This window comes from Sphingomonas profundi (genome assembly GCF_009739515.1).
GTDB lineage: Bacteria > Pseudomonadota > Alphaproteobacteria > Sphingomonadales > Sphingomonadaceae > Alterirhizorhabdus > Alterirhizorhabdus profundi.
The window spans coordinates 1,995,540-2,009,800 of sequence record NZ_CP046535.1 but is presented as its reverse complement, the minus strand read 5'-3'; the positions used below and the strand labels follow the sequence as shown (position 1 = coordinate 2,009,800).

The 14,261-nt window shown below is 67.3% G+C and carries 12 protein-coding genes; 9 read left to right on the top strand and 3 right to left on the bottom strand.

Annotation, left to right across the window (positions count from 1 at the left end):
- Positions 1-2 precede the first annotated feature (2 nt).
- On the bottom strand, positions 3-1,094 hold the full coding sequence (locus GNT64_RS09455) for an ABC transporter substrate-binding protein (protein ID WP_231639414.1): 1,092 nt from the start codon (positions 1,092-1,094) through the stop codon (positions 3-5).
- 181 nt (positions 1,095-1,275) lie between these two features.
- Between GNT64_RS09455 and GNT64_RS09450 the strand changes: the two genes are divergently transcribed.
- The 7 genes from GNT64_RS09450 to GNT64_RS09420 all read left to right on the top strand — a co-directional run bounded on the left by GNT64_RS09450 (position 1,276) and on the right by GNT64_RS09420 (position 7,668).
- On the top strand, positions 1,276-2,496 hold the full coding sequence (locus GNT64_RS09450; RefSeq protein WP_156679308.1) for an ABC transporter substrate-binding protein: 1,221 nt from the start codon (positions 1,276-1,278) through the stop codon (positions 2,494-2,496).
- A complete protein-coding gene (locus tag GNT64_RS09445) occupies positions 2,496-3,296 on the top strand; it encodes an ABC transporter permease (RefSeq protein ID WP_156679307.1) in 801 nt (266 codons plus the stop codon). The genes GNT64_RS09450 and GNT64_RS09445 overlap by 1 nt, the downstream gene beginning before the upstream one ends.
- Positions 3,293-4,072 (top strand): ABC transporter permease, encoded by a 780-nt coding sequence (locus tag GNT64_RS09440; RefSeq protein ID WP_231639412.1) that lies wholly within the window; start codon positions 3,293-3,295, stop codon positions 4,070-4,072. The genes GNT64_RS09445 and GNT64_RS09440 overlap by 4 nt, the downstream gene beginning before the upstream one ends.
- A 13-nt stretch (positions 4,073-4,085) precedes the next feature.
- Positions 4,086-4,937: an ABC transporter ATP-binding protein gene (locus tag GNT64_RS09435; protein ID WP_156679305.1), complete on the top strand. Its 852-nt coding sequence runs from the start codon at positions 4,086-4,088 to the stop codon at positions 4,935-4,937.
- Positions 4,938-4,939: 2 nt separating this feature from the next.
- Positions 4,940-5,548, top strand: a complete 609-nt coding sequence (locus GNT64_RS09430) for a nitroreductase family protein (protein ID WP_156679304.1) — start codon at positions 4,940-4,942, stop codon at positions 5,546-5,548.
- On the top strand, positions 5,545-6,291 hold the full coding sequence (locus tag GNT64_RS09425) for an LLM class flavin-dependent oxidoreductase (RefSeq protein ID WP_156679303.1): 747 nt from the start codon (positions 5,545-5,547) through the stop codon (positions 6,289-6,291). The genes GNT64_RS09430 and GNT64_RS09425 overlap by 4 nt, the downstream gene beginning before the upstream one ends.
- 222 nt (positions 6,292-6,513) lie before the next feature.
- The gene (locus tag GNT64_RS09420; protein ID WP_156679302.1) at positions 6,514-7,668 is read left to right on the top strand and encodes an LLM class flavin-dependent oxidoreductase; all 1,155 of its coding nucleotides are present in this window, start codon (positions 6,514-6,516) and stop codon (positions 7,666-7,668) included.
- 92 nt (positions 7,669-7,760) lie between these two features.
- Here the strand turns inward: GNT64_RS09420 and GNT64_RS09415 are convergent, their stop codons facing one another.
- Together GNT64_RS09415 and GNT64_RS09410 are read right to left on the bottom strand one after the other, a co-directional pair.
- On the bottom strand, positions 7,761-10,058 hold the full coding sequence (locus tag GNT64_RS09415; RefSeq protein ID WP_156679301.1) for a TonB-dependent receptor: 2,298 nt from the start codon (positions 10,056-10,058) through the stop codon (positions 7,761-7,763).
- A gap of 685 nt (positions 10,059-10,743) precedes the next feature.
- Entirely contained in the window at positions 10,744-11,679 is a 936-nt protein-coding gene (locus GNT64_RS09410; protein WP_197277343.1) for a phytanoyl-CoA dioxygenase family protein, read from the bottom strand.
- 148 nt (positions 11,680-11,827) lie between these two features.
- Between GNT64_RS09410 and GNT64_RS09405 the strand changes: the two genes are divergently transcribed.
- Both GNT64_RS09405 and GNT64_RS09400 read left to right on the top strand, forming a co-directional pair.
- Positions 11,828-13,297: an FAD-dependent oxidoreductase gene (locus GNT64_RS09405; RefSeq protein WP_156679299.1), complete on the top strand. Its 1,470-nt coding sequence runs from the start codon at positions 11,828-11,830 to the stop codon at positions 13,295-13,297.
- A 1-nt stretch (position 13,298) separates the two neighbouring features.
- Complete coding sequence (locus GNT64_RS09400; RefSeq protein ID WP_197277342.1) at positions 13,299-14,108, top strand: SDR family NAD(P)-dependent oxidoreductase; 810 nt, start codon at positions 13,299-13,301, stop codon at positions 14,106-14,108.
- Positions 14,109-14,261 lie beyond the last annotated feature (153 nt).

Here is a 14,261-nt window from a genome sequence, read left to right as displayed (position 1 = left end):
CGTTACCACAGGCTCAATTCTACCGGACAAGTAGAAAAAGCTGGCGCCTGCCCACAAAGGCTTTCCCGCGACGCCAGAGAGCGACGGCGACGTTCGAGCGCCGCCATCAGCGGGGCCGTCTCAACCCAGCGCTCCACACTGACGGCCTTTTCGAGGAAGCCGTGCAGGTGCAGGAACTTCGCCTGGATCGCCAGCATCTCCCGCCGTTCCGTCGACAGATCGGGGTGGAGCGAGCGGTGGAAGTTGTTGCGGTGGGCGGCCTCCACGCCGGCGATGCTGGAGAGGGTCTCCCGCGCGAGAATCGGCTTCAGCGCGGCCAGGTTGGTCGACGCCCAGTCGGCCGCGCGCAACGTCTGTTCGAGGAAGCGCACGACGAGATCGAAATGATGTTCGAGCATGTCCTCATGCACCGTGATCGGGCGCGGCGTGCCGTTGTTCACGCGCGCGAGCCGGCTGGGATAGGCGTCGAGATCCATGCCGATCACCAAGCCCCGTCGATCGGCCGCCTCGGCGGCGGCCGCGCCCTTGACGTAGACGGCATCCACGCGGCCATCGGCCAGCCAGTCCAGCCCGGCCCACAGCCGCCGCATGCCGGCGACGCTCGGCTGCTCCACGGGTGGTGCCGGCACGTCGACGAAAGTGGCGTCGCCAAGCGCCAGCCCGCCGAGGCCGAGCGCGCTCTTGATGCCGTGAAGCGCCATGCCGCGCGAGATGCTCTCGCCGCGCGTGCGCGCGAAGCCGGGCAGGGCGAAGCGGAGGCCCGCGAGATCGCGCGGCTCGAACACGGGCGTGTCCGGCCGCACCATGATGGCCTGCCGCTCGTCGATCCAGGTCAGTCCGATCACGCGGGTGGGCGCGCCGAGCGCGCGGGCGGCCAGCGCCTGGATGTTGCCGCCCTCGCGGAACAGCCGTCGCTCCTGCCGCTCGGGATCGGGCGCGACGAGGTTGAGCCCGCCTTCGCGGACCCAGCGCACATCGATGCCGTCGGCCGCGAACGCCTCGTCCATCCAGCCGAGCGCCCAGGCGACGCTGGAGGCGGCCGGCACCGGACATCGCGTGATCCAGATCTGATCCGGCGCAGATCGCCCGTTCATCGCCTGGCCTTCTCCCCGCGCGCTTATGGTCCGGACATGCCGGCCGGTATCGGCTGAAATCAGCAATCCTTGTGCCACCCGCTTCCCTAGGACGAAAGGCCGCCGGTGCAGACCTCGCCGCTGAAATTTGCGCACTTCATCGGGGATCCCTGTCCGGAATTGCTCAGCGACCATCCACCGAATGGCCGGATTGGCGGGCAAAGCGGTTTGGCACGAGGCATGCACCGGCACGTACCGACGACGGCGGAGCATCAGGTACGTGGCGAGTAGCGGAACAGACACGGGCGGAGCCGGCATACGCGGCTGGGTTATCGGCGGCATCGCGATCCTGCTGATCGCGGCATTGCTCTTCTTCCAGATTCGCAGGCCCGGGCCGGCGAGCGGCGACGGCGGCGCGAAGGTGGTGAACATCGCCGGCATCGCCTATCCGTACGAAGGCGGGCAGGTGTTCAATGCGCTGACCGGCGTTGTCATCCGCGAGGGCTGGCTGAAAAGCGAGCTCCAGAAGCGCGGCGTGGCCCTCACCTTCACGCCCGTGCCCACCGCCGTCGGCGGTCCGCTTATCAACGAGGGCTTTTCGGGCAAGCGCATCGACTTCGCCGCCTATGGCGACTTTCCCGCGGTGATCGCCGTGGCGGGCGGCGTGCCGCTGAAGCTGGTGGCGCCATACGGTCACGGCCTGAACAGCTACCTCGTCGTACGCAACGGGCTGGCGGCGACGAGCATCAGGGATTTGAAAGGCAAGCGCATAGCGCTGCACCGCGGCCGCCCATGGGAACTGCCCTTTTCCAAGCTGCTCGACGCCAACGGCCTTAAACTGAGCGACTTCAAGATCGTGAACATCAATCCCTCGGCGACGCCGGCCGCGATCGCGTCGGGCAATGTCGATGCGGCCTTCCTCCTGTCGGACGGACTGCTCCTCACCAGCCGGGGTGCGGGCCGCGTCATCTGGTCCACCAAGGAAGCGCCGGCCGACTGGAAGATGCGCGCCGAGCTGTTCGCCCGGGCGGCGTTCGTCGAGGCCAATCCGGCGCTCACCCAGCTCGTCGTCGATGCCTATGTGCGTGCGGCCGCGTGGTCGTCCCGGCCCGAGAACGAGGCGCGGGTGGTCAGCGACGCGTCGCACGGTTCCCTGCCCGAGGCGATCATCCGCAAGGATTATGCGGAGGACGGCGTCGCCTGGCGGGATCGGTTCTCGCCATTGTTCGATCCGGCGGTGGTGCAGCATTACCGTTCCGTGGCGGACTATACCTTCGCGCGCGGGCTTGTCCGCAGCAAGGTGGATGCCACGGCCCTGCTCGACGACCGCTTCGTGAAGCAGGCGCTCAGGAACCTGAAGCTCGAAGGATATTGGCAGGCCCACGTGGCGTCGGCGGCCGTCGCGCCGGCGGTGAGCAACTGATGGCGAGCGTCGCCATCGCCGGCGCAGCGCCGCCCGCCGCACGACGCGGCCGCGACCATCGCGCGTTCGAGGCGCTGATCGTGCCGCTCGTCCTTCTGGCCCTATGGCAGATCGCCTGCACCAGCGGGCTGTTCCCACCGCAGATCCTGGTGCCGCCGAGCGACGTGCTGCGCGAACTCGCCGCCCTGGCGCAGACCGGCGAGTTGCAGCGTCATGTGGGCGAGAGCCTGGGCAGGCTCGGTCTGGGCTTCGCGATCGGCGGTCTGCTGGGCCTGGCCTTCGGCGTCGCCCTCGCGCTCTCCCGCTGGACGGAGGCGGCGCTGTCGCCGCTGTTCCTCGGGCTGTGGCAGGTGCCGGTGATCGCGTTCGTGCCGATGCTGGTGATGTTCCTGGGCATCGAGGAGGCGTTCAAGGTGACGATCGTGGCGGTCGCCGCCTTCTTCCCGGTGGCGCTGGCGACGTTCGACGCCATTCGCGGCATACCGCGCGCGTGGATCGAGGTGTCCCGCGTCTATCGCCTCACGCTGCTGCAACTGGTGGGCCGCATCCTGATCCCCGCGACGGTGCCGCCGGTGCTGACCGGGCTGCGCGTGGCGCTGACGCGGGCTTGGCTCGTGCTGATCGCGGCGGAGCTGCTCGCGGCCGACAGCGGCGTGGGGCAGATGATGGAGATGGGGCGCCAGCTCTTCCGCATCGACACGGTGCTCGCCGGCGTGGTGGTTAGCGGCATCATCGGCTTCCTGCTGGATGCCGGCGCCCGTGCCGTCGAGCGCCGCGCGAGCCGGTGGAAGGCGGCATGAGCGCGATCCTCTCGCGCCGGCCGGCCCGTCTCGCGATCGGGCTCGTGGCGCCGGTGCTGCTGCTGGCGTGGTGGCAATATCAGGCGACGGCGGGGGACTCGCGCTCGCTCGCCTTTGCGCCGCTCGGCTCGGTAGGCACCGCGTTCGTCGGAATGGCGGCCAGCGGCGCGCTGCTGTTCGACATCGCCGCCACACTCACGCGAAGCCTCTTCGGCCTCGTCGTCGGCGGCGGCGTCGGCATCGCGGTCGGCGTGCTGACCGGTCTCTCGCGGCCGCTCGATCGGATCGTCGGGCCGTTCCTGCACGCGGTGCGCCAGGTGCCGCTGATGGGCTGGCTGCCGCTGCTCGGCCTCTGGTTCGGCGCGGCCGAGGGATCGCAGGCGATCGTCGTCTGTCTCTCCGCCTTCTTCCCGGCGATGCTGAACACGCATGCCGGTGTGGCGAACGTGGAGCGGCGCTTCCTCGATGTCGGCCGCATCTACGGCTTCACGCCGATGCAGCGGTTCCGCCGCATCCTTCTGCCGGCCGCGATGCCGATGATCCTGACCGGGCTCACCCAGGCGCTGGCCTTCACCTGGATCGCGGAGATCGGCACCGAGATCCTGCTCGGCACCGGTGGCGGTCTCGGCGTCACCTTGCAGAACGCGCAGATGCAGCAGCGGATGGACGTGATCCTCGTGACCATCCTCGTCACGGCCATGATCGGTCTCGCCGTCAACCAGCTGTTCCTCGCCCTGCGCCGGCATCTGCTGCGCTGGCAGGCCGCGCCCCTTTGATCCGGAGTATCGCATGAGCGCCCACTTCCGCCCGACCCCGACCCCGACGCCCGCAGCCGCCGCCGCGCATCCGGGGCGTGGCGCGCTCACGATCAGCGGCCTGCGCAAGAGCTTCGCCATCGGCGGCGAGCGGCGGGTGATCCTCGACGGTATCGACCTCGCCGTGCGCCCCGGCGAGTTCGTCAGCATCGTGGGCGCGTCCGGGTGCGGCAAATCGACGCTGCTGCGCCTGATCGTCGGGCTTGAGGACGATTATGCCGGCGAGATCCGGCTGGATGGCGAGCGTGTCGTCACGACGAGCCTCGATCGCGGCATCGTCTTCCAGGATCACCGCCTTTTCCCGTGGATGACGCTGGAGGAGAATGTCGGGCTCGCCCTGCTCAACACCGGGGTGCCCAAGGGTCGTCGCGGGCAGATCGTCGCCGATCATATCGCGCTGGTGAACCTTACCGGGTTCGAGAAGGCCTATCCGCACCAGCTTTCGGGCGGCATGGCGCAGCGCGCCGCGATCGCCCGCGCGCTCGTCACCGAGCCGAAGCTGCTGCTGCTCGACGAGCCGCTCGGCGCGCTGGACGCGCTCACCCGCGTGCGTGTGCAGAACGAGCTTCAGCGCATCTGGATGACGCAGCGATCGACGATGATCATGGTGACGCACGATGTGGAAGAGGCGCTGTATCTGGGCGACCGCGTGATCGTGATGTCGCCGAACCCGGGTCGCATCCGCCGCATCGTCGACGTGGATCTGCCGCATCCGCGCGATCGCGCCGCGCCGCTGCTCCATCGCCTGAAGGACGAGATCCTCGCCGACCTCACCACGGCCCCGACCGAAGCCAATCTGGTCCGCTTTCCGGGCCGGGAGGGCTGACAATGCCGCGCGTCGCCGCTTACCCGGTCGATCCGCTGTTCGTCGACCGCTGGTCGCCGCGCAGCTTTTCCGGCGAGCCGGTGCCCGATGCCGTGCTGCTCAGCATCTTCGAGGCGGCGCGCTGGGCGCCATCCGCATCGAACGCGCAGCCCTGGCGCTTCCTGCTGTCGCGCCGCGACGATCCGGCCTGGGCGGATTTCACCAGCCTGCTCCAGCCGCGCAACGCGCTCTGGGCCTCGGCGGCCTCGGCTCTGATCCTGATCGTGGCGGAACGGCAGGTGGAGCGGCGCGGCGAGATCGTCGAGAACGTCTCGCGCAGCTTCGATGCCGGCGCCGCCTGGGCGAATCTGGCGCATCAGGCGCTGCTGCTCGGCTGGCACACGCACGGCATCGGCGGCTTCGATCGCATCGCCGCGCGCCAGCGGCTGGCGATCCCGGAGGCGTTCGCCGTCGAGACGATGGTGGCGCTCGGCCGCGCGGGCGGGCTCGATGGCCTTCACCCCGATTTCCACGCGCTCGAGGCGCCCAGCGATCGCCGTCCGCTCGATCAGACGGTGTTCGCCGGCCGCCTCGGCACGCCCGCCTTCCCGGCCGAGAGGAGCGCCGCATGACCGTTCGGATCTACTGGCAACTCGATGTGGCGGCCGAGCCCGCGCGGGGCGAGCCCTCGCTGCGCGGCCGGCTAGGCCATCTCGCGCGGGATGTGCGCACCGCATCGCAGAACCGCTTCGATTATTACGCGCAAGTCGCGCGTGCCGCCGCGCAGGCCGGCTTCGACGGCCTGTTCCTGCCGCATCGCGCCGACGCGGATGACAGCCAGATCGTCGCCGCAGCGATCGCGCGCGAGGCGCCGCGCCTGCTGCTGATCCCGCAATTTCCGGCCTCGGTCGGCTCGGCCGTCTATGCCGCAAAGCAGGCGGTGAGCTTCCAGCGCGCAACGCGGAACCGGCTTGCCTGGGCCATCGCACCCGATGCGGATGCGGCAACCCGCGCCCGCGCCGCCGATCATGCGCCGGAGAACGCGCTTGCCGACCGGATCGTCGAGTTCCTGACCGTCGCGCGCGGGGTGCATGGCGGGCGACCCTTCTCCTTCGCCGGCAGCCATTTCGAGGTGCAGGGCGGCGGTTTCGACGCGCCGCTCAACCGCGTGCCGTTCCCGGCGGTGTTCTTCGAGGGCGCATCGAAGGCAGCGCTCGATCTGTCCGCGCGATCGGCCGACGTCCATATATTCCGGGACACGCCGCTCGGCTCGCTGTCCACATCGGTGGCCGCGCTTGGCGAGAGGGCGCACGCGCACGGGCGCCATGTCGCGCCGGGTATCGCCCAGCAGGTGATCGCGCGCGAGACGGCCTAGGAGGCGGAGCGGGATGCACGCCGCGTCGGCGAGGACGGGCTGACCGGCGACTATGACGGCGTCGCGGAGCAGCTTGCGGAGCGGATCGCACTCGGCATCGATCCTGTCGTGTTGGGCGGCGTACCCTCGCTGGAGGAAGCCTATCGCGTCGGCCAGCATGTGCTGCCCCGTCTGCGCGCGCGCATCGGCGACGCGCGCATCGCCGCCTGAAGGAGCAAAGGCATGTCGATCGACTTCTACTGGCGCCTGCCGACGCACGGCTGCCACGGCACGATCCGCCACGGCGTCTATGACCGTGGCGACTGGTCGCCGCTCGCCGCCGGCAACATCGCGCCCGGCCTCGACCGCGACGGCGCGGACGACGGCTTCCGCTACATCGACCATCTCGGCGAGATCGCGCGCGCGGCCGAGGCGTCGGGCTTCATCGGCGGCCTCATCCCCTCCTTCCCGAACACGGACGACCCCTGGGTGATCTCGCCGCTGCTGGCGCGCGAGACCAGAAGCTTCCGCTTCATGATCGCCTTCCAGCCCGGTTTTCTGAACCCGGTGCAGGCCGCGCGCATGTCCGCCAGCCTCCAGCGCGCGACCGGCGGGCGGACCGTCTTCAACATCATCACCGGCGGCGGCGGCCCGGCCCAGCTCTGGTGGGGCGACAGCTTCGGCCATGACGACCGCTACGGCCGCACGACCGAGTTCCTCGACGTGTTCAAGGGCGTCTGGAAGGAACGGGACTTCTCCTATCAGGGCCGCTTCTACCAGGTCGAGGGCGGCGGCCTTGCGCCGCTGCTGGCTGCCGAGGACATTCCCGAGATCTGGTTCTCCGGCTCGTCCGACGCGGCGTTGCAGTCCGCCGCGAAGCATGCCGACTATTATCTGTCATGGCTGGAGCCGTTCGATCAGCTGGGAGACAAGTTCGCTCGCGTGAAGGAGCGAACGGCCGCGCTTGGCGGCGAGCAGAAGTGCGCGGTGCGCGTCGATCTGGTCGCCCGGCCGACGGAGGAAGAGGCCTGGCGCGACATCCGCATCGGCTTCGGGAATGTCAGCGACGAGACGCGGGCGCGGTGGCGTGGCCAGCCGACGGACTCGGTTGGCGCCTCCCGCCAGGCGGCGCTCAGGCCGACCGAGGCGAAGCGCTATGACGAACTGATCGTCGCGCCGAACCTGTGGGGTGGCTTCAACCTGCTGCGCGGCGGCCCTGCGCTCGGCATCGTGGGCAGCTACGAGCAGTGCGCGGCCCGGCTGGACGAGCTGATATCGCGCGGCACCGATGCCTTCATCCTGGCCGGCACGCCGCATCTGGAGGAAGCCTATCGGGTCGGCGAGGAAGTGTTGCCGCTGCTGGGTCGGCAGGCGCAGGCGCTGCTCGCGGCGGAATAGGGCAGGCGGGGCGCCGCCCCCCGCTGTCGGCTTGCCGTAATCTTCGCAAAGAGCTGCACGATCCTCCCGACGGGGAGGATCGTGCAGCGTGTTCAGAAGCGGAAGATGAACGAGCCGCCATAGGTGCGCGGATCGCCATAGTTGGTCACATCCCCGGTGATGCCGGCGGCGGCGTTGGCGATCGGCAGCGAGTGGTTGCGATAGTCCGTGTTCAGGAAATTGTTGACATAGGCCACCGCCGTCCAGCGATCGTCGGGCGCGGTGTAGCTGATCCGCGCATTCGCCAGCGTGTAGCCCGGCTGATCGAGCAGATAGCGATTTCGCGTGTCCTGCGGCGTGATGTAATAATATTGGAGCGAGGTGTAGCGCGCGTCGGCCGCCACTTCGATGCGCCCTTCGTTGCGGAGCGGGATCGTGTAGCTGGCGCCGCCGTTCAGCGTGACATGCGGCGCGCGGACGAACTGCGCGCCGGAGAGGTTGGCGCCGCCGTTCACCACCTGCAAGGAGTCGTATTCGGTGTAGAGCAGGCCGAGCGCGGCGTTCAGGTGCAGATTCTCGATCGGGCGGGCATCTAGCTCGATCTCGCCGCCGTCCGTATGTGCCTTGGACGCGTTCTGTAGATAGGAGATCGTCGCACCGCCCACAGCACCGGGGTTCGGCCCGACGACGTTTATCTGAACGTCCTTATAATCATAGTGGAAGGCCGTTGCGTTGAACGTCAGCGCGCCATCGAACCAGGTGGACTTGTAGCCGAACTCGAACGCGTTCAGCTTCTCGGGCCGCACGGTCTGTAGCGCGATCCGCAGGGTGGGCGCGGTGTTGAAACCACCAGATTTAACACCGTGCGAGAACTTGAAGTAGACGAGGTTGTTGCGGTCGATCTTCCAGGTCGGCGTCGCATCGTAGGTAAAGGCGTCCCACGTCTTCCTGAGATCGCCCGAGAAGGTACCCGGACCGCCGAAGGTGCCGGTATAGGAATCCCACCAGTGGACGAAGTTGCTCCACGACGCGGTGGAGGCGCCGGCGACGGTGGTGGAGGCCAGCCGGTCGAAATTGAGCTTTTTGGTTTCGCGGGTGAAGCGCGCGCCGACGGTGAGGTGCAGCGCATCGTTGAAATCGTAGGTGCCGCTGCCGAAGACGGCGCCACTCTCCGCCTTGTGATCGTACAGCGTGGCGCTGTAAGCGTTGGCCGGCGACGTACCCGCCGTGATCGGCCGGGCGGGCACGGTGCCGTTGGGCAGGCGGGCCGAGAAGTTGGAGGAGTCGATCCTCTCGTTGAAGTAATAGAGGCCGGCTATCCAGTTGAACCGATCATTCTGTGGCGAGGAAAGCCGCAGCTCCTGCGTCCACTGCTTGCTCCTCGCATCCGTATAGCCACGCGATATCTCGAGCGGGGTGTAGTCGGAGTCGTTCGGGCCGCGCACGCCGTATCGCTCGTAGCCGGTGATGGATGTCAGCGTCAGCCCGCCCACGTTCCAGTTGATGTGCAGCGAGCCGCCATATTGATGGGTGCGCGAGAAGTCCGGCGCGTTCGTCTCGACATCGTCCTTGTCGGTCGACGGGGCGAAGCCGTTGCGGAAGATGCCGGTCGACGCATAGCTGGCGGACGTCCAGTAGGTGCCGTCGGTACGGTAGCGGCGATAATGCGCGCTGAGCAGTATCTCGAGCGTGTCGCTCGGCCTGGCGAGCAACTGGGCCCTGAAGTGGCTGTCGAAGATCTTGTTGTCGTTATCGCCGGTGAACAGGTTGTCGAAGCGGCCACCGCGATCCTCGACATGGAAGGACAGGCGACCGGCAAGCCATGGCGCGAGCACGGTGCCGACGCCGCCCTGCACGGTCTTGTCGTCATAGGAGCCGTAGTCGAGCTTGATATAATTGTCGTCGTCGCGCGGCGTGAAGGTCGGCCGTCTGGAGATGACGTTGATCGCGCCGCCGGTGGTGTTCTTGCCCCACAGCGTGCCCTGTGGCCCGCGCAGCACCTCCACGCGTTCCAGATCGAACAGCGGCAGGCCGGTGGCGCTGGCGTTGCTGATATAGATGTCGTCCAGGTAGAAGCCGACCGGGTTGGAGAGGTCGAGCTGCTGCTGGCCCGCACCCACGCCGCGGATCCACCAGCGCGGGCGGCCATGCTGCTGCGTGCCCGCCGATGCGTTCGGCACATAGGTCAACACCTCGCTCGCGGAGCGCCCGACGCCGCCTTCGTTGAACATGCTGCCGCTCAGCGCGGTGACGGCGGTCGGCACGTCCTGCAGCCGCTGCTCCCGACGCTGCGCCGTGACGACGATCTCGCCGCCGGTCGCGGCATCGCCGATGTCGGCCGCGGCGAGCTGGGTGGCCGGCGCGGTTGCCGCATTCTGCGCGCGAGCCGGCACGCTTCCGATCAGGCCCATTACCGGCACCAAGGCGGCTGCCAGGGCTGAGCGGCTTACGTGGATGAGATGACGAGACACGAACCTTTTTCCCCCAAGTGAAGCGGCGCGAACAACGCAGCCTGCGAGGGGTGAAAGCAGCAACCGTGCCAACCTTTATAGCGCAAGAAATAGCGGCAGAAATCAAGGGTTTAGGCTAAAATCGGCATCGGAGAGCCGGGGCTGGCGCTGATGATTATGCAACAACATTTGAGTGCGCCATGTGGCGTGCGCAACATAAACTCAGTAAGCTTGTCGCATGGTCGTCAACCGTCGTGACTTTGGATAACACAGATTGGGCCGTTCGAGAACTGAAAGGCGATCGGGGCTAAGACAATTAAGTTTAGCTATCGAGCGCAGATGATGAGTACGTCGACAAGGTTTAAGCAAAGCTCCGCAGCAGCTTGTCATTTACCTCCCTATAAGGCCTCCGGGCCGTTGATAGATCCAAGTTCGGCGATCGAGAGAGTAAGTGCGGGTTCATACGCTCGTCCCGCAGCCCGCAAGGGACGTCGTGGATCATCGGAGAACACGGAGACAAATCGTGCGCGTCGTTCGATGTCGCGCGGCTACCGCTGCGGCGAGAGGCCGCCGACGATGCGGATGAACTTGGCCAACGGCAAGCAAGCCGAGGCCGGGCCTTCACCTTATCGTCTGGTGTGCGGGCTCAGCGCTGCGGGCGGAACAGTATGGCGCGATCGCCCTCATAGGGCACCAGCATCGGGTCGCCGATCCGGGTCCTGGCGACCATCTCGGATCGGGCGATGCGAGCGCCGCTGAGGCCGCGACAATAGGTATCGTCGTCCAGGATCAGGCGGACGTCGCGGCCGTCATGATTCGCTATGACGACATGATCGTTGCCGATCTCCAGCACGGTGCCGACCAGCGGGAGGTGGCCGTCGAGCGGCATCACCCTGATGTCGAGCGACAGGCGGAAGCGGTTCGAGCGGTTGAACATGCCGCTGTGGGGAATCATCGGCTCGAACATCACAAGGTCGCCCGGCGCATAGTCGCTGCGCTTCCAGACGTCGTCGGGGATGGCCCCGTCGGGCACCCGGAATTGTGGGCTGTCGTTAAGGTCATGGAAGAAGCCCTGCTGGTGCAGGCCCTCGGCGACCGTGAGTCCGCCCACGTCCGCGCCGATATCGTTCAGCGGCACCCAGCAGGTGAACAGGTCCATCCCGCCGTTGGCGAAGCCGTCCTGATGGCGACCGCTGAGCAGGTCGTTCGGAACCTGCGCGCCGGCAGGCGGCGTGATCCTGTATTCGACGCTCGGGATCCAGAATGGCGCCACGCCGAGCAACCGGGTGAAGAAGGCATGTATCGCCGGATGGCCGACGAAGCCGCGCCATGTGCGTGCCTCATGCAGCGGCTCGATCTTGACAGGAAAGTCCGTGAGGTCGGCGCCGTTCCAGGTGGCGTCCTTTCGGCCCGGATCGATCACGCGGCGGCGTTCGAGTTCCGCCAGGAACATCTCGCGGGTGGCGGCGATCGCGTCCTGATCCAGCACGTTGCGGAAGAACCAGTAGCCACGGTCCTTTATGGCCCGATCAAGCGCGGCGCGATCGCCGATCAGCGATGTGCAATCGGTGAGTGGCTCCATGGCCTCGGCGATAACAGTCATGGCATGAGGTTAGGGACGGGTCGGCAGGGTGTCGACACTTAAATCAGGCGCGCCGCGCGCCTTCGCGATTTCGATAAACCGGAGCACGCGCTTGATGTAGCCGCGATCCGCGCACATCAATCCGGCCATGAAGCAAAGCTGGGATCTGATCGTAGTCGGCTATGGTGCCGCTGGTGTCGCCACTTCCTTGACGGCAGCGCGGAGGGGCGCCAGCGTCCTGCTGATTGAGAAGCAGGGCGAGGATGTCCATTATTCCAGCACCCGCATGTCGGGCGGTCTCGTCATGGGCGCCAACGACGTCGAGAAGGCGACCGTCTATCTGGATGCCTGCTCGGACGGCATGATCCCGATCGATGTGAGCCGCGCGTGGGCGGAGCGCGCCGTACGGTGTCAGGACTGGATGCGCGAGTGCGGCATCGAGTCGATCCACATGGCTGGCGGGTGGTATCCCAAACTGGATGGGTGCGAGGCGATCGAAGTCTACGGGCCTCTCCCGAAAGGCACCGATCCGGCTTCCGTCGAATGGACGCTGCCTGCGCCCGGCGAGTTGGCGTTCAAGGGGCCCATACCGTTCGGCAACGGGCAGACCCTGCACGATCTAATGGTCGAGGCGGTGAGCGCCGAACCGAACATCGAGACACGGTTCGTAGCCGTGGCCGAGCGCCTGCTGACCAACGAAGGACGCGTCGTCGGCGTGCGCGTGAACGGCGAGGATCTGCACGCCTCCCGCGGCGTCGTCCTGGCGTGCGGCGGGTTCGAGGCGAATCAGGAGATGATCCTGAACAACCTCAAGGCATATCCGATCTACTTCTACGGTTCGCCCGCGAATACCGGCGACGGCATCCGGATGGCGCAGGCGGTGGGAGCCGATCTGTGGCACATGAACCAGATGATCGGCCGCGCGGTCGGCCATTTCAAACACCCAGACGGCCGGGAGCTGAGCTTCAATATCTCGGTGAACCCGCCGGGTTACGCGATCCTCGACAAATATGGCCGACGCTTCGCGAACGAGTATCTCCAGGCCGTCTCGAAGCCGAACTTCTACTACGAACTGCTTCATTACGACGCGGACCTGCTTGAGCATCCGCGCATCCCGGCCTTCTGGATCTTCGACAAGCGCCGTCTCGAGGCGCGACCGATCTCCGGTGGCTCCTATGGCCATTATGCCTGGTCCAAGGACAATCGCGCCGAGATCGAGCTCGGCTGGATCAAGGAAGCCGATACGGTGGAGGAAGCCGCGCGCCTTGCCGGCTGCCTGGATCCGGCCGCGGCGGCCGCGACCATCGCCGCCTATAACGAGGCGTGCGCAAGAGGCGAGGACGAGTTCGGCCGTCCCGTGTCGTCCCTGATCCCGATCGATCAGGGGCCGTTCTACGCGATCCCCGTCTATCCGGGCGGCGCCACGACCAATGGCGGCCCGCGCCGCGACGCCAAGGCGCGCATCCTCGATCCCTATGGCGATCCCATCCCCGGCCTCTTCTCCGCCGGCGAACTTGGAGGGGCGATCGGCATGCTCTATCCGTCGCCCGGCGCCAATCTCGGAGAGGCCTTCGCGTTCGGCGCCATCGCCGCCGAGACCGCGCTGGAAGGGAATTGACGTGCTCCTGAAAGGCAAGACCGTGCTGGTGACGGGCACGGCGAGCGGCATCGGCCGCGAAACCGCGCTTCATGCGGTGCGCGAGGGCGCCACCCACGTCGCCTGCCTGGACATCGCCGACGAGCCCAATGCGGCGACCGCCGAGCTTCTGCACGGCATGGGCGCGCAGGCCAGGGCGATCCATGTCGACCTCGGCGACGTCGCCTCGATCCGCGCGGCCTATGCCGAGGCGATGCAGTTGCTCACGCATCTGGACGGCGCCGCCCACATCGGCGGCTACTCGTGGCGCGGCGAGACGCTGGACGTGACGGAGGAGCAGTGGGACGCGGTCATCAACGCGAACCTGCGCTCGACCTTCTTCCTGTGCCAGGAGGCCTTGCGGGTGATGTATCCGCGCGCCACCGGCGCGATCGTCAACACCAGCGCCGATGCGGCATTCCACCCGATCGCCGGCATGGCCGTGCAGGCGGCGGGGAAGGGCGCGATCGTTCCGATGACGCGCACGATGGCGCTGGAGGCCGCGCCGCGCGGCGTACGCGTCAACGTCGTGTCGCCGGGGATCGTGCGCACGCAGAGAGCTGGTGCCGAGCGCCCGAGCGAGCCGCCGCTCCGTCGCGACATCCCGGCCGCGCAAGCAGCACCTACGCCCGATCCGACCGATCATCTCGCGGCCCAGACCGCCGCCGGCCGGTACATGACGATGGCGGAGGTCGCACAGACGAACGTCTTTCTTCTGTCCGACGCGGCATCCGGCATCAACGGCGAGTTGCTGGCGGTGAATGGCGGAGGCTATCTCTCGCTGCGCTACTAAGGCGTCCGGGACGCTCTCTGTCGACAGATAGCAGAGGCTCTCCACCAAAAGCCGGCTTCGAGTAGGCGATACCTTGAAAGTGCCGACACTATCGCTGGACGACACGCGTGAGACGAACATAACAGTCGTGACCAGAAGGGCAGTCACGCCCCG